The organism is Acinetobacter junii CIP 64.5 (assembly GCF_000368765.1).
Classification (GTDB): domain Bacteria; phylum Pseudomonadota; class Gammaproteobacteria; order Pseudomonadales; family Moraxellaceae; genus Acinetobacter; species Acinetobacter junii.
In genome coordinates, this window is record NZ_KB849654.1 from 116658 (window position 1) to 133188 (window position 16531).

Genomic DNA, 16531 nt, shown 5'->3' on the forward strand with positions numbered 1-16531 from the left:
ATTCATTTTTTATAAGCTTCACAAGTTTTTTTGAACCTGTTTTAGTGTAATCGCACAGTCTTTAAGCAAATGCTTAAAGAGCATGAGATTATTTTCATTCTTTTGCTCCTTAAAAATAATTTTTTGATATAACACAATAAGTTGTTCAAATGATTGATGACCATTAGCCTGTTCAGATAAACGATGCATCCACATCTGAAATGTCTCAGAATGTCTTTTTCGCAAGTGAATGGGCAACTTTTTCTGAAACTTTTGTATTTCACGCTCGTAAGACGTTTGTTTTGATCTTTGCACCCACCAATAATAAGCCGCATACAAAATTAGAATTGATCCAAATCCTCCGATTAAAATAATCACATAGGCATAACTTGAATTTAATCCTAAACGTGATAACCAATTTTTTTGCTTTTCTACGTCATATCCAACGACTTTACTCTGCCATTGATAACTTAAATAATCACTCCAAATTCGCATGTTTTTTAGCATTCTAAACTGCTGTAAACGCCAAGCTTCTGATTGCTGATCACCCCAAACTGTTTCGTCTTGGGCTAAATAATTTTGCATGCCTGTGTCAATTCTTTGCGGCGCAATCATCGCTGTTGAATCAATTCTTTGCCATTTACCATTTAGATAAACTTCACTCCATGCATGTGCATCTAATTGTCTTACTTCCCAACTCTGATTATCAGGTGCTAGTTGCCCCCCTTGATAACCTGTTACCACACGGGCAGGAATACCTGCATAACGCATTAACATTACAAAACTAGATGCATAGTGCTCACAAAACCCTTTACGACTTGAAAATAAAAACTGGTCTATGCGGTTTCCACCCAAAGTTCCAGGAGTTAATGTGTATACAAAACCATTTTTGCGATACCAAGCTAAGACATTTCGGATATATTGGTTCGGTTGATGCTGGCTTTGATTCAATAATGTTTCTGCGAGTTTCTGTGCTTTTGGATCTAATCCTTCAATATACCGAGTGTTTATTTCTATTTGTATTGGATTCAAAACTTCTGATAGGGCTGATATTTGGCCTAACCATAGCATTTGTATTGGTTGATTTCTCTTGATCAACCTAGATGGACGAATACTATCATCCTGATAAACCTGTAAATATCGTTCTTGAGGAACTGAATATTCAAGCCCCATGATCCAATTGGATTGTTCATCAGCTGATAAATATTGGTATTTAACTTGTTTTTGAGTAGCGTAATTCACTCGCTTCAAACTTTGATTTGAATAATGACTGGTCCACGTTGAACCATCATACATATCCAATACCAATGCTCTCCAATATAAATCATTTCGACTCGGCAACTGATTCATATTTGCCACAATACGAAATGCTAGAGCTGATGATTGCGACAGCTCCGCAATATCACCTGGTGACATACGATCACTAATCCCTGTCGTCGCACTATCTTGTTGAATTGGAATTGCCCACAATGGGGGTAACCGCGGGAAGAAAATAAATAATAAAATAAAAAATGGTGTCGCTACTGCTACAAATTTAAATATCTGCTTTAAATCACGTCTGAACTGGTTTGATGCTGTTTTTTGCTGAAAAAGTGCGGTTTGAATGCGATATAACCCAACCATACACATGATAAATGCAGAAAATACTACTAGCGCCATCCAGAATGCTTGACTGTGCAATAATAGACTAGCACTGACAAATAGTGCGAAGTTAAATACAACCAATAGATCTCGAGTATTTTTAACTTCCATTGTCTTTGCAATTAAACAGGTACAAAGAAATGCAACTCCTGCCTCCACACCAAACAAGCTTCGGTATTGTAAAAAGATAAAGGCAATTGAAACTATCGTAAATGGAACAAGTATCCAATTCGAAAATGCTGTGATTTGGTTCTTTAAATATCGCCAAACCAAAACCAACAATACGACAGCCCATAGACCACTCAAAGTAAATGGAATAAACGGGATTTGTCCAATTAGTATTAAGACTAGCGCAACTAAAATACAGAAATAAATTTGTTTATTCATCATCAAGCCTGCGCCAGCAAAAGTTTAGCCTTGATTAACTGTGATTGACCTTGTCCACTTTCTAATCGTGCATGAGGCAATATCACAGCATAGTCATCGCCCAATAGTTCGCATTGCTCAATTAAACCCATCATAAAACTCAGTTTTTGTTCATGCCCTTGTGCAGGTATTTGTTGATAATCTATTTCTAAATATTGATGATTGGCTTGAGTTTCGAACATTTTAATAAAAAATCCTTGTCCTCTTGCAACCTGTTTCCAAGCTACATTCTGATAGGAATCACCATGTTGAAATGCTCTTAGCTCTTTAAACTCATCTAAGCTGTCTTGAGTATTGGTAGGTTGGCTTTTATGTTCTTTTTGCCAATCGTGAGCTTTGGGAGCAATCCACACCTTATGCTTAGGATATAAATAAGTCCATGCACGCACTAAACCGAATGGGTAAGTAGAATATATTTTTATGGGTGAAAAATCGTATTGTCCTCGAGTATTTGGATAAAATGGCAACTCAAAAATTTGTTGAGTATGCTCAAAGCAGAAAAAATGTTCTTTCTCTTCACTAATTATTCTCAAATATCGGGTGAAGATACTTTTTTGTTTAAACATTATTTTTAGTGTAAATGAGTTATCCACTTGCCCTATTTCAGGAAAGACAAGCTCTATATCCAGCCGATGTAACTGCTTAAAAGTAAGATAAAAACTAATCCATAAAATTGCACTAATTAAAAAACAAAAACCTAGAATTAAGTTATTTGCGTAGTTAATACCTGCAATAAACGTAATCAAAATTAGCACAAGATATAGAAAACCTTGCCTATATAAAAAGATCAAAATATCTTTTTGTGTAAGTCGCTTCTTTTCATCAATTTGGAATCGTTTTGCAATCCAGTTTTGTAGTGGATGCTTGAATAATTTTTGCATATCTCACTCTCAACTAGAATGCCTCTACCGATTCTAAAATTTTTCTTACTTCATTTTCACCCAAACTGAGACGATGTGAAACTACAGATATAAACACCATCTGCACATCATCTGTAGTTACAAAAGCTCGTCCTTCTACTAATGCATAAGCTTGGGATGCAGCTTTTAATGCCAATACTCCACGTGTTGATAAACCATGACGCTGCTTACGTGTTTCAGCGGCTAAATCTAAAATATAGTTAAGTACAGCATCACTTAAAAAAACTTGTTTAGCGAGTTCACGTAAATGCAAAATATCAGCTTGATTAAATACAGAATCCAATTGATGAATAAGAAGCTGACGTGAACTTTGTTGAAGTAAAAGTTTTTCAGCTTGGCGAGATGGATAGCCCAAAGACAAACGCATTAAAAAACGATCTAGTTGAGACTCAGGCAAAGCATAGGTTCCACTTTGAAAAAGTGGGTTTTGCGTAGCAAGCACCCAAAAAGGCTGAGGTAATTCATAGTGAATACCATCAACTGTAACCGCCCCTTCTTCCATTGCTTCGAGCAACGCGCTTTGCGTTTTAGGGCTACAACGATTAATTTCATCCGCAAGTAAAATTTGAGTAAAGACAGGGCCTTTTTTAAATTCAAAAATATGTTCTTTTTGATTAAAAATATTGATACCAATCACATCACTCGCCAGCATATCATTGGTAAATTGGATTCGTTGAAAATGCAGTCCCGCCAAACGAGCTAAAGCACTGGCTAATGTTGTTTTACCCAAGCCAGGTAAATCTTCAAATAGCACATGACCACCAGCCAGCAAACAAGTCAGTGCAAGTTTAGTTTGTTGCGGCTTATCTAAGATCAGCTCATTAACCTGAATAAGGAAACTTTCTATTTTATGGCTAAAGCTTTTAATATCTTGTTCTAGTTGCTGATTTTGTATTTTTTTTTCTTGAACAGAAGCTTTTTCCATGCCCCACATAATTCTATCCCCAAAATAAAACAGTGTATGCCTCAACATACACTGTTTTGATTTTTTTTCAAAGAAATCAAATGACTTCTAGCAAGGACATTTTTTCATATTCCCGCCTGACGATGGGTAACGCGCATCGACACAGTGACGATAAAAAGTCTTCGCATCCATCGGTGTCAAATCTGGATGATGCTGTTGCATATGTCTGAGATAGTTTTCGTAATCTGGTACTCCAACCATTAAACGGAAACTTTTTTGCAAGTTCTGCCATAGAAGTGCGATACGAGACCAATTTCTTGGTGAGAAAATCAGGTGTTTTTGCGACATAATAGTGAATTTAATAATCTTCACGATTAAGGAACCACCTTCTTTCGCAATTTTGAAATCCATGCTTATTCTCCCTTCACGCTATTCGCAGTCATCGGTACATCTGAATAAACAGCAGGTGCCTCATTCACAGTAGGCGTTGAACTTGCTAATGCTTTGCGAATTGCTCCGATAGATGCAATTACCATTACGATAGCAACAATCATAAAGAATCCACACAACACCGCGTTGATTTGATTGGACATCACAATTGTTTGCATCTCTGCTACTGTTTTCGCCGGAGCGAGTAGCTCCCCACGTGCAATCGCATCAGAAAAACGGTTCGCTTGAGCAAGAAAACCAATCTTTGGATTCTCATGGAAGATTTTTTGCCAACCTGCAGTCATAGAAGTGATAAATAAGAAAACTGTTGGGACGATTGTGACCCATACATATTTCTCTTTCTTCATCTTGAATAAAATCACCGTACCCAAGATTAATGCCATTGATGCAAGAATTTGGTTACCAATACCAAAGAGTGGCCATAACGAATTAATACCACCTAGAGGATCAACTACACCTTGATAAACGAAGAAGCCCCAGCCAGCAACCGCAACAAAAGTACCAACTAAGTTTCCAAAAAAAGAGCTAGATTGTTTAACCGCAGGTACAACTATCCCGACCGTATCTTGCACCATAAAACGACAAGCACGTGTTCCTGCATCCACCGCGGTTAAAATAAATAATGCTTCAAACAGGATCGCGAAGTGATACCAAAAAGCCATCATTGAACGACTATTGAAAATTTCAGAAATGATATGTGCCATACCAATCGCAAAAGTCGGTGCACCGCCTGTGCGAGATAAAATGGAACTCTCACCCACTTCTTGTGCGAGTACTGTTAACATTTCTGGTGTAACGATAAAACCTAAATTACGGACAGCTTCAGCAGCTGTATCAACCGTTGTACCCAGCACTGCTGCAGGAGCATTAATCGCAAAATAGATTCCTGGATCAAGTACAGTCGCACAAATCATTGCCATAATGCCGACAAAAGATTCCATCAACATTCCACCGTAACCTATCATACGAATATTTACTTCGTTATCGACGAGCTTAGGCGTGGTACCAGAAGAAACTAGCGCATGGAAACCAGAAATGGCACCACAAGCAATCGTAATAAATAGAAATGGAAATAATGTCCCTGCGAAAACAGGTCCTGTACCATCCACAAAATGCGTAACCGCAGGCATTTTCAAATCAGGCATTGCAAAGACAATACCGATTGCTAAGCCAGCAATTACACCAATTTTAAGAAATGTTGATAAATAATCACGTGGTGCTAACAGTAACCAAACTGGTAAGACTGATGCAATAAAACCATAAATGATTAATGCCCATGTCAATTGCGTTCCACTTAAGGTAAATAACTGTCCCCAATACGGATCTTTTGCGACATCACCACCAAAAACAATCGCGGCCATCATCAAGACGAAACCAATGATAGAGACTTCTGCAATTTTACCTGGGCGCAGATAACGCATGTACACGCCCATAAATAATGCAATAGGAATCGTTGCAGCAATACTAAATACACCCCAAGGGCTATGAGCTAATGCTTTAACCACAACCAGAGCAAGTACCGCAAGAATAATGACCATCACGCCCAATGTACCAAGCATGACGATAACACCAGCAAAAGTACCCAATTCCTGCTTTGCCATTTCACCTAATGAACGACCATCACGACGTGTGGAGATAAACAGCACAAGAAAATCTTGAACTGCACCTGCAATCACCACACCGACAAGCAGCCAAATTGTTCCAGGTAAATAACCCATCTGAGCCGCTAGAATTGGTCCCACTAAAGGACCAGCACCAGCAATCGCCGCAAAATGATGCCCAAATAATACGTATTTATTGGTAGGAACATAATCCAAACCATCGTTTAAACGATGAGCTGGGGTTAATCGCCTTGGGTTTAATTCAAAAACCTTGTTTGCGATAAATAAACTATAGAACCGATATGCAATGCTATATACACAGACAGCAGCGAGAACCAACCAAACTGCATTTACATGCTCACCGCGACTCACCGCCAATATCCCAAAAGAAATTGCCCCGATAATGGCAACTAAACTCCATAGAATCTTAGAGGAAAGCGATGTTTTTGCTTGTGTTATCTCCATTCAAAACCTCTCAAATATTTCACTTTTGGTGATTTGGATTTCCATTCCTATATTTTCTTTAGAAAATATCTTCGTGAGTTTATCGTTTATTAAAATAGATTTATCTAATACTTTGGCATAAAAAAGGGATGATTCTTTATCATCCCTTCGATAATCGTATACTTTGTGTTTAACGATTATGCACGCTCTAGGTAGTCACCAGTACGAGTATCTACACGAACGCTTTCTTCTTGCTGAACGAATAATGGAACACGTACCACAGCACCTGTTTCAAGTTTCGCAGGCTTACCGCCACCGCCAGAAGTATCACCACGTACACCAGGATCAGTCTCAACAATTTTGAGCACAACAAAGTTTGGTGGGCTTACCGTTAAAGGTACACCATTAAATAACATGATTGTACATTTTTCATTTGAATCATCTTTTAACCATTTTGCAGCGTCGCCCATTGCTGTTTTATCAGCAGCGATTTGCTCAAAAGTTACTGGATCCATAAAGTTCCACATTTCGCCATCGTTGTAGAGGTATTCCATTTCTACTTCTACAATATCAGCAGCTTCTAAAGAATCACCTGATTTGAATGTTTTTTCTAATACTTTACCAGAGCGAAGGTTACGTAATTTTACGCGGTTAAACGCCTGACCTTTACCTGGTTTTACATATTCATTTTCCATGATTGAACATGGGTTACCATCCAGCATGACCTTAAGGCCAGCTTTAAAATCATTTGTAGAATAATAGGCCATGAAAGGCGCACTCCAACTTAAAACTCAAATCTATTAATGCTAGACTAGGCCAATAGCCTTTAGGCTAACACTATTTTAACGTATGGCATGATAAACTATTTACATCAAGAGAAAAACTGGCAATCACAACTCAGTGATCTAATTACTGATCCTTTAGAGTTGTTAAATCTGCTTGAGTTATCCACTGAACAGTTATTATCAGGGGCAATCTTTGCCTCTGAACAGTTCAAATTACGTGTTCCACGCGCATTCGTCGGAAAAATGAGCATTGGAGATCCTTTTGATCCCTTATTGCTACAAGTTTTACCCCATCATTTAGAACTTGAAGACCATCCAGAATTTGTTACTGACCCACTTGGTGAAGAAGCAGCTAATCAAATGGCTGGAGTTCTACATAAATATCAATCACGTTTTTTACTGACTTTAACTGGTGCATGTGCGATTCATTGTCGTTATTGTTTCCGTCGCCATTTCCCATACCAAGAAAACCTACCCAAAAATGATGATTGGATTAATATCAAACAGTATATTGAGCAAAATCCACAAATTAATGAAGTTATTTTGAGTGGCGGAGACCCCCTAACTTTATCAAATCGAAAATTATCACTTTGGTTGGAACGTCTAGCATCTCTCCCTCAGATTAAGATTCTGAGAATTCATTCACGTGTTCCCGTCGTTATTCCAAATCGAATCGATGAAGAGCTGATTTCTATATTAAAAAACAGTAGGCTACGCATTGTAGTAGTGATACACTCAAATCACGCAGCTGAACTTGACGACTTTACTTGCTCAAAGTTATTACAGTTATCAGAACACCATATTACAGTGCTAAATCAAGCAGTTTTACTCAAAGGTGTGAATGATTCTGCAGAAATTTTGAATAATTTAAGTTTGCGTTTATTTGACGCGCGTGTAATGCCTTATTATCTTCATGTATTAGATAAAGTAAAAGGCGCTCAACATTTTGATTTAAGATCTTCAGAGATAGATCATATATATACTGATGTTTTAGCGAGTTTACCTGGATATCTTGTCCCTAAACTCGTAAGGGAAATTGCGGGCGAAAAAAATAAAACACCGCTTTTTGGGGTTCAAACGTTCTGAGATTGATTACAATGATGGATAATGCATTTTCGGATATTTTTCAAATTCCCACTGTTTTAAGAAGGGATAAACTCAGTTTTTGTGATTCAAACACTAAAAGCTTGAACGAATGGATTTCAACACTTGCCATAATGCAATTGGGTGATACCTCTAAAGCATTATTCTCAGCTTTACTTGAGCTAAGTGAATTTGAATGCTCAGAAACTTTGCGTTTTGATTTAATACAGACACTACACCCTACCATCGAAAATGTTTTAGGTAGTCTAGAAAAGAATTTTTTTAATCAAGGTGTCATCACCTCTGATCGTAATGAACACATTATCGAACTAGCAATGCTTTTGCGTTGTTACTTCGCAGCGATTTATATCAATATTGTTCGCCGAAGTAGCGATCAACTTGAGCATCAAAAATTTTCTTTTTTTGCATTAAATCAAAAGAAAAATCTCCAGACTGCAAGAACCTTAGCGACTTTCCAAGCATTACAACAACTCACTCAACTCCTGTATCAGCAACATATGCTTTATAGTGAACCTGTTGCAGGACAATGGCTCATTGCTCACCAACTTTATGATGCAGCTGTAACTCATAAATATCATCATACTACTTTGGAACAACCAGCAGGTAAACCAAGCCTCAATAATGTTGCTCAAGCTTATGCACAACTTATTTTGCTAGATATCTTTAACACCAATCAAATCCGCCAATCTGAGATTCAAGCTTTATTCCAATGTAGCTTTGACTGGGCGAAAATGCTGCAACTATTACCAAAGGAAACTGAATTAACCAAATATGTAGTTGATACCAGTAAAGATCACCCGCCTATTTATAACAAGAAACAGAGTTCAGGATTTAATCCAAATATTTTTATCAGCACCAATAGTCTTTTAGATCATGTCACTGCAACACTTCACAAAAATGCAGAATATATTTCTAAAAATGAAAAAATCTATTTAACTCCTGCCTTGAAATTTCATGTTCAAACGATTCTTGGCACTACTGCTGAACGACGTCACGAGCGTTATGAGTACTCTGCACAGTTGCATATTTGTTTTGGATTACTCACCGCTCATTTCTATCTATCTAAAGCAAAGAATTTCGCTGAAACTCTTCAACTTGAACATGGCTATGGATTACAAAGCGAATCTCGCTTTTTGTCATTGTGGGATAAAAAAGAATCTTCTGACAATCAAGAATCTTCCATCCAACGTTTAAGCCGTGAAAGTAAAGCAGTTTATCAAGCAGACATTCTTGATATTAGTGTAAATGGATATCGTATTAAATGGACGACTGAAGCACCTAAAAACCTTCGGACTGGCGAATATATCTTGGTGAAAGAAACCTCACATGGTCATTGGCGAGGTGGTGTTATTCGTTGGCTTAAACAATCCAGTGAAAAAAGCCTTGAACTCGGTTTAGAGGTTTTAGCACAGGATATTTTCCCATGCGCAGTACGTATTCAATCTGACCGCCATGTGAGTAATTACCACCCTGCACTTATTTTAAAAAATCATAATCTGGATGAAACAAAAACAACAATCATATTGCCAGGTTCGCAAATTTTCAGAGAACAGCAAGCTATTCATTTACGATTGGGGAAAGAGGAAGTAAAAGTGTACTTATTAACAGCACAGTTAATTACTCAAAGTTTTGTCCAGTTTGATTTCGAATTGCTCAATGAAGAAGATGAACCTAATCTTCAAAAATTTATAGCACAAAAGAATATGGATACAAATGATCAAGATTTATGGGAAGCATTGAAGTGAGAAATTCTTTACTCTCTAAAAAGTTAAAACGTACTGAAACACGCTTATTAATTATTGATGATAACCAACTTCGTTATAATCAAATTTTGCAATTATTTTCTGCACAAGAACACAAAGTCCAAGCTTGTCTATTGGATGATTTTAAAACATTTGAAAAGCAACTGAATCTACCTTGGGATATGGTGATTTTCGGTCGAGCTTATGATTTAAAAATCGAACAAACTCTCTCTTTGATTCAAGCATCATCACAACCTAATTTGCCCGTTTTATTGCTTGAACCAGAAGACTTCGATGCGCAACAGTATCAAAACTATATTCATAAAGGTATCTATGATGTTCTTAGTTTAAAATCCCCTGATCATTTTTATATCAGCATCATTCGTGCATTATCATATAGCCGATTAGTACAAGCTGAACATCGTCTATTGAATGAATTAGAAGCCGCACAAACACAAGCACAATCTTTAGTTGCAGAAACTCATAAAGCGGTCGCAGTATTACAAGAAGGAATTCATTTCAGTGCCAACAAAGAGTATGCGACTCTTTTTGGTTTCGAGAATGAAGATGATTTGATTGGTTTACCATTACTAGATGTTTTACAACCTGAAGATTTGGCTCAATTTAAACTACGCTTCAAGAAGATTTCTCAAGGTCAATTTGAACATGCTCGCTTTGAAATCAAAACACTCAATTCAAATGTAAAAAATAATCCATTACATGTAGAGTTTTTACCATCTGGAAATGATGATGAAATTCAACTCAATATCGAATGTCCTTCTCAAGCCACACAAAAATCCGAACCAACTACAGTCGCGCCTACTGTAACGATTGCTCCAGCAGAAAAACTTTCAAGTTTAAATTCATCTTTACAACAAATAAATCGCCATCTTAGCAATCATCCTGCAAATGTAAATGCATTAGTTTTATTTGGCTTAAATCATTGTCCAAATGAGATTTTTCAATCTGATTGGCGTGGAACAAAGTCTTATTTTTCAAATATTCAAAATTTCATTAAAGAACAAGTCAACGTCCCAATTCATCAAATTGAAACAGCACTCTATGCCGGGTTAATCCAAGCTGAATCCAAAGAAGTATTAAATTCATTATTGATTGGTTTAAATGGTCTACAAAAACCTCAACTTCTTGTGACAGATAATCACACCTTTCCACTCCAATTAAAATTAGGATATTGTGAGTTAAATCAACCAATTTCAAATGAAACTGCTTTTGAACAATTACTCTCAAAAGCTTTTGCTACACCACTTCCTGTTTTCAATAGTCAAAAGATAGATGCCGATATCGGTCTTACAACCGAACATATTCAAACCTCTGTTAAACTAACCTTATTACAAGAGTTAAAACAGAAACTAGATGCTGGATCGATCCAATTAAAATATCAACAACTATATGATAAGCAGGATCAACATACTCATACCTATGAGGTTACAGCAGGATTTATTCATGATAATCAATGGATTGATTTAAGTGATCTAGCCGATTTAAAAGATGATCCTGAGTTATCTGTACAACTTGACCGCTGGATTCTTGTAGAAGCGTGTAAACAACTACACAACTTTATTACTCAATATCCAAAAGCTAAACTAATCGTTAATTTGAACCATCACATTCTAATTAACGATAAAAAATTACCTGAATTGGTCGCAAAACTTCTTACGATTATTGGAAGCAAACAAGCTCATCCGCTTATTGTCCAATTCTCAGAGCATAGTCTGCAACAAAATCTGTCTCAAGCTCAACAGCAAGTCGCTCTGCTGCGTCAATACGGTGCTGAAATTTCAATACGCAATTTTGGTGATTCACTTTATAGCGAATCTATTCTTACGCAAATTGATACCCAATATTTATGCCTACATAGCAAACTTTCCAAGATGTTAGCTAGCGAGAAAGACATGGCAAAATTACAGGAAAAAATTCTGAATTTCATCGGTATGAAATCTGTAGAAATTTTACTGACTGATTTAAATGATATGAATTTATTCGCAAATGCTTGGAATGTTGAAGCGCGCCTCTTACAAGGCAACTACTTCCAAAAGAAACTTGATCGTTTAACTGACGTACAAGATCAATAGAAATCTACCAGCCTCTCCTTTTACAAAGGAGAGGATTAGAGACAACAAAAAACGGGCATATTGCCCGTTTTTTGTTTTTCTTGATATTAACGTTTGATAGAACGTGACATACCAGAGAAACGTTGTTTGAACTTGTCGATACGACCACCAGTATCTACATTCTTTTGTTTACCAGTATAGAATGGGTGGCAAGCTGAACATACGTCAAGATAAAGAGTTTCTTTACCAAGTGCAGAACGAGTTTCGATTACGTTACCGCATGAGCAAGTAGCAACTAATTTTTCGTATTTAGGGTGAATATCGGCGCGCATGGTCGATGCTCCTATTTAGTAAGAAAGGCTTAAGCTGTTATCGCAATTGATCACTCTCAAGATGAGGAAAGCAGAGTCTTAATACTCGCAGATCAATACCACAACAGACCATTTCTTTTGACTCACCGAGACATCTTAGGTCAGAGCAAAGCCAACAAGTGGCAGATATTATACGCGAATAAATTATATTTTGCTAACTATTCCTGCATTGATTTTGACCATTGATTCGCAATTACCCCACAGACCATCAACTGAATTTGGTGGAAAATCATGATGGGTAATACAATCATCCCCAAAGGCTGTCCAATAAAAAGAATTTGAGCCATTGGAACACCACTCGCTAAAGTTTTTTTAGAACTACAAAAGAAAATCGTAATTCGATCCGCTTGATTGAATCCCAACCATTTAGGTAAATACAATGCAAGTAACATTACTATGGTAAGTAAAACTGAACATGCCAGTGTTAAATAAATCAATGTAATTCCGCTTACTTGTTGCCATAGACCAGCGACAACTGCGCTACTAAATGCGCCATAAACAACCATGAGGATTGAACCCTGATCAAAAACCTTTACAACGCTCGGAAATTTACGCATTTGTGGGAAAATAAATGGTCTTAATAATTGACCTAAAATAAATGGCACAAGCAGCAATAATGTAATTTGTACAATTGATTTTGTCGGGTCAAAATCATGTTGACTTTGCCCTAAGATAAAATAGCTGACCAAAATCGGTGTGATAAACATGCCTATAATATTAGAAAAGGAAGCACTGCACACTGCACCCGCTACATTCCCTTTAGCCATAGATGTAAATGCAATCGAAGACTGAACCGTGGAAGGTAAGAAACACATAAACAAGAAGCCCCAATATAACTGTTGCCCCAATACTGGTTCTAAAACAGGTCTCGACAAAAGTCCAATCAATGGGAAAATCAAAAAAGTAAAAATAAAGACTAAGGCATGCATTCTCCAATGCAACATTCCCTCTATTACAGCTTCTCGTGATAATTTTGCACCATGTAAAAAGAAAAGAACGGCTATTGCGACTGTCGTTAAAATATTAAAATAATAAGCAAGCTGACCTGATATGGGTAACAATGTGGCTAATAAGACCATGAGTACCAATAAAATCGTAAAGCGATCTAGTGCTAATAACTTCAACATAATTCTTTCCCTGACCTACCCTCAAAATAATAAAAAAGCCCAATATGATATTGTTGACCATTTGATCAAACCATCATACTGAGCTCTATAAATAAAGCTAGTTTTTAAATAATTAGACCTCAGTCTAACGCATTAAAACTAATTATTTCTTGCATTCTGATCTTGTTGAATAAGTTCAACTTTGTAGCCATCTGGATCTTCAACAAAAGCAATGACCGTCACACCACCTTTCATAGGCCCAGCTTCACGGACGACCTTACCGCCACGTGCTTTAATCTCTTCACATGCTTTATAAGCATCATCAACACCAATTGCGATATGACCATAAGCATTGCCTAAATCATAACTAGATGTATCCCAATTATGAGTTAATTCAAGAACCGTATTGTTCTGCTCATCACCGTAACCCACAAATGCGAGTGTAAAACGTCCTTCTTCGTAATCACGTTTGCGAAGTAATTGCATACCAAGCACTTCAGTATAGAACTTGAGAGATTGTTCTAAATTACCTACTCGTAGCATTGTATGTAACATGCGCATATTTATTCACCTGTCTGTTGTGTTGTTTGGTTTCGTTCATGATCACGTAATAATTTCGCAACCCAAACCACTAAAATTAGAATCGGAATACCGATTAAAGTCGTCATTAAAAAGAAATTTGGATAACCAATATTACTCACGATTGTTCCTGAATAACCACCCAATAGTTTTGGCGTTAATGTCATTAAAGAACTAAAAATTGCGTATTGAACCGCTGTAAATGAAACACTGGTTAAACTCGATAAAAAAGCAATGAATGCTGCACCAGCCAATCCAGATGCTAAATTATCCATAATAATCGCCAAATATAACCATAAGGTACTGTAGCTTTCAATGACTTTACCAGAAAGTTCAACTGAGCTTTTTTGATCTGGTTGGATTACTTGCACTGGTTGAACATCCATATCTAAAGCGGAATCTGGATGTGTTGCTGTATCAATAAAATAAGGTCTACTTGTAGCTAATTCAGTTTGGTTGTTGTTTTTAAAATTAACTGAAGCTTTAACTAACTTCGTTGGAGAGTTTAATAAAACCTTCCCATCAACTGCTCCAGTGAATATTCCATGAGGATCAACTTTAGCAACAATTTCTTTATCGTCAACCATAATGACAACTGGACGCTCTGTGTCTAATGTATCAAAATTTACGCCAGCAAGCTGACCTTTAATAACTAAACTTTGCTTTAGATCATTTGAGCTAAGTTGATCATTACCACTCATTGGTAATAATTGAATCTGAGGCTTTTGTGATGCAATCAAATATGGAACTGTTAATTGAAACTTTGAGTCCGCTTCTTGCTGATATTGACTAGTGACTTGGATATCTTTTGCTTTTAATAACTGTTCACTTGGTACAGATAATTTCCAATACCCCACCTCATCCGTATCTACTTGATAGTGCTTATCTGCGATTTGTACCTCAACCTGAGATAAAGGTTTGCCTGAGTTTACCAAGCCAATAAAAATCAAATTGGTAGAACTGGCTAAAACAGCACCAACAAACATTAACTTCATAATGTTCATTCGCTGTGCCAACAAGCCCCCAAGAAAGCCACCGACAAGGCTAAATAAAACACCATATATTTTTACTGCTTCAGCAATTTGCTCTTTAGTAAAATTCAAGTCCTGATAAAAAACATTTGAAATGACGCCAGCAATAATGTCTGAAATTCTAAAAAAACCAATAAGCAGTAATAATACTAAAGCGAGTTTTAGACCGTAGCGTTTGAAGAAATCAAGAATCGGCGCAACCCATGTTTCTTTCGCCATCTGCTGATTTACGACACCAGCTTTTACTAACCCAGAACCAACCAATAAAGCGACTGCAGTTGCGGTCAAAAAGCGAAGCGCTTCTAAACCAAATAAAGCTGCGGTATCTTTAATCTCAGCCGAAGCGGTGATGTAATTTGTGAGATTACCTGAATAGATATAGCTCACGACAAAACTGGCAACAGCAACAAAAAATACCAATACCAAACGATAATAATCTGTCTTTTTATAATCTTTATAAATTCGATTTACTTGTGGTTCACGAATACTTAGAGTAGTGATGATACCAACACTCATGACTGCTGCCATGGCTAAGTAAGTATACTTCCAAGCTTCGTAGATATAATTCCCCTTGGCAGTTCCTAAGTAAGCCGCAAGAAATAATGCACCAGCACCAGCAACAATCATTCCGATGCGATAACCTGCATTGTATGTCGATGCTAAGACAGTTTGCATTTCTGTTTCAGCTAACTCGATACGATAGGCATCAATCACAATATCTTGCGTAGCTGCGGAAAAGCCAAGTAATACTGCCCCAACCGCCATTTGAATAATATAACTTTGACCAAGAGCTGGGTCTGAAAATGCCATAATACAAATTGCACATATAATTAAACACTGTGCGATTAACAGCCATGCTCGACGTCGCCCTAATGTGCGTGTTAGAAATGGGACAGGCAACTCATCAATTAATGGTGCCCAAACAAATTTAAAAGAATAGCCTAATGCAGCCCAACTAAAAAAAGTTACTGCACTTTTTTCAATTCCTGCCTCACCTAGCCATAAAGATAAGCTAGAAAAAATGAGTAAAATTGGTATCCCCGCTGAGAAACCTAAAAATAACATAATCAAAGCACGGCGATCTAAAAATGCTTTAAATGCAGATGCCCAACCTGTGGTTTGTGTTGTCATTGGTTATTATTTTCCATGAACATGTCTGAATGTGCCTATTCAATCGTTTCTTGTGTTCGCTTGCAAGTTGCTTTGTGCAACCATTGTTTTGTTTTGTCGATAAAAAACACAAGTTCGCTTGATCTTTAGACCTAAAACTGTATACCTTTAACAGAAGTTATAAATACTTCTAAACATCTGCGATATACGTCCCAATTGACACCAAATGTTAAATGATGAATCACACCATTTATATTTGTTCGCAA

Annotated in this window: 13 protein-coding genes; 3 read left to right on the forward strand and 10 right to left on the reverse strand. The window is 37.0% G+C overall.

Annotation, left to right across the window (positions count from 1 at the left end; all coding sequences use genetic code 11):
- Window positions 1-18 precede the first annotated feature (18 nt).
- From F948_RS02040 to efp, 6 genes are all read right to left on the reverse strand, one after another.
- Window positions 19-2007 (reverse strand): transglutaminase TgpA family protein, encoded by a 1989-nt coding sequence (locus tag F948_RS02040; RefSeq protein WP_004959442.1) that lies wholly within the window; start codon window positions 2005-2007, stop codon window positions 19-21.
- 2 nt (window positions 2008-2009) lie between these two features.
- The gene (locus F948_RS02045; RefSeq protein WP_004959446.1) at window positions 2010-2927 is read right to left on the reverse strand and encodes a DUF58 domain-containing protein; all 918 of its coding nucleotides are present in this window, start codon (window positions 2925-2927) and stop codon (window positions 2010-2012) included.
- Between the two features lie 13 nt (window positions 2928-2940).
- Window positions 2941-3900: an AAA family ATPase gene (locus F948_RS02050; protein ID WP_004913090.1), complete on the reverse strand. Its 960-nt coding sequence runs from the start codon at window positions 3898-3900 to the stop codon at window positions 2941-2943.
- Window positions 3901-3978: 78 nt separating this feature from the next.
- Window positions 3979-4281, reverse strand: coding sequence for a YbdD/YjiX family protein (locus F948_RS02055; protein ID WP_004913093.1), 303 nt, complete (start codon window positions 4279-4281; stop codon window positions 3979-3981).
- Window positions 4282-4283: 2 nt separating this feature from the next.
- Window positions 4284-6386 carry a carbon starvation CstA family protein gene (locus F948_RS02060; RefSeq protein WP_004913096.1) on the reverse strand — a complete coding sequence of 701 codons (2103 nt, stop codon included), beginning with the start codon at window positions 6384-6386 and terminating at the stop codon, window positions 4284-4286.
- A 176-nt stretch (window positions 6387-6562) separates the two neighbouring features.
- Window positions 6563-7132 carry an elongation factor P gene (gene efp, locus F948_RS02065; protein ID WP_004913097.1) on the reverse strand — a complete coding sequence of 190 codons (570 nt, stop codon included), beginning with the start codon at window positions 7130-7132 and terminating at the stop codon, window positions 6563-6565.
- A gap of 87 nt (window positions 7133-7219) precedes the next feature.
- On the opposite strand from efp, the gene epmB reads away from it, so the two are divergent.
- Genes epmB through F948_RS02080 form a run of 3 tightly spaced genes read left to right on the forward strand, consistent with a single transcriptional unit; the run spans window position 7220 to window position 12089 of the window.
- On the forward strand, window positions 7220-8236 hold the full coding sequence (epmB, locus tag F948_RS02070; protein WP_004959451.1) for an EF-P beta-lysylation protein EpmB: 1017 nt from the start codon (window positions 7220-7222) through the stop codon (window positions 8234-8236).
- Window positions 8237-8247: 11 nt separating this feature from the next.
- Window positions 8248-9999 (forward strand): hypothetical protein, encoded by a 1752-nt coding sequence (locus F948_RS02075; protein ID WP_004959454.1) that lies wholly within the window; start codon window positions 8248-8250, stop codon window positions 9997-9999.
- Window positions 9981-12089 carry an EAL domain-containing protein gene (locus F948_RS02080; RefSeq protein ID WP_004959457.1) on the forward strand — a complete coding sequence of 703 codons (2109 nt, stop codon included), beginning with the start codon at window positions 9981-9983 and terminating at the stop codon, window positions 12087-12089. Before F948_RS02075 ends, F948_RS02080 begins: the two co-directional genes overlap by 19 nt.
- Window positions 12090-12175: 86 nt before the next feature.
- On the opposite strand, the gene rpmE is transcribed toward F948_RS02080, so the two are convergent.
- The 4 genes from rpmE to F948_RS02100 form a co-directional block, all read right to left on the reverse strand.
- Window positions 12176-12400, reverse strand: a complete 225-nt coding sequence (gene rpmE / locus F948_RS02085) for a 50S ribosomal protein L31 (RefSeq protein WP_004662919.1) — start codon at window positions 12398-12400, stop codon at window positions 12176-12178.
- 197 nt (window positions 12401-12597) lie between these two features.
- The gene (locus tag F948_RS02090) at window positions 12598-13566 is read right to left on the reverse strand and encodes a bile acid:sodium symporter family protein (RefSeq protein ID WP_004959460.1); all 969 of its coding nucleotides are present in this window, start codon (window positions 13564-13566) and stop codon (window positions 12598-12600) included.
- A gap of 138 nt (window positions 13567-13704) precedes the next feature.
- Window positions 13705-14106, reverse strand: a complete 402-nt coding sequence (gloA, locus tag F948_RS02095) for a lactoylglutathione lyase (RefSeq protein ID WP_004913115.1) — start codon at window positions 14104-14106, stop codon at window positions 13705-13707.
- A 2-nt stretch (window positions 14107-14108) separates the two neighbouring features.
- Entirely contained in the window at window positions 14109-16286 is a 2178-nt protein-coding gene (locus F948_RS02100) for an AmpG family muropeptide MFS transporter (RefSeq protein WP_004959463.1), read from the reverse strand.
- Window positions 16287-16531 lie beyond the last annotated feature (245 nt).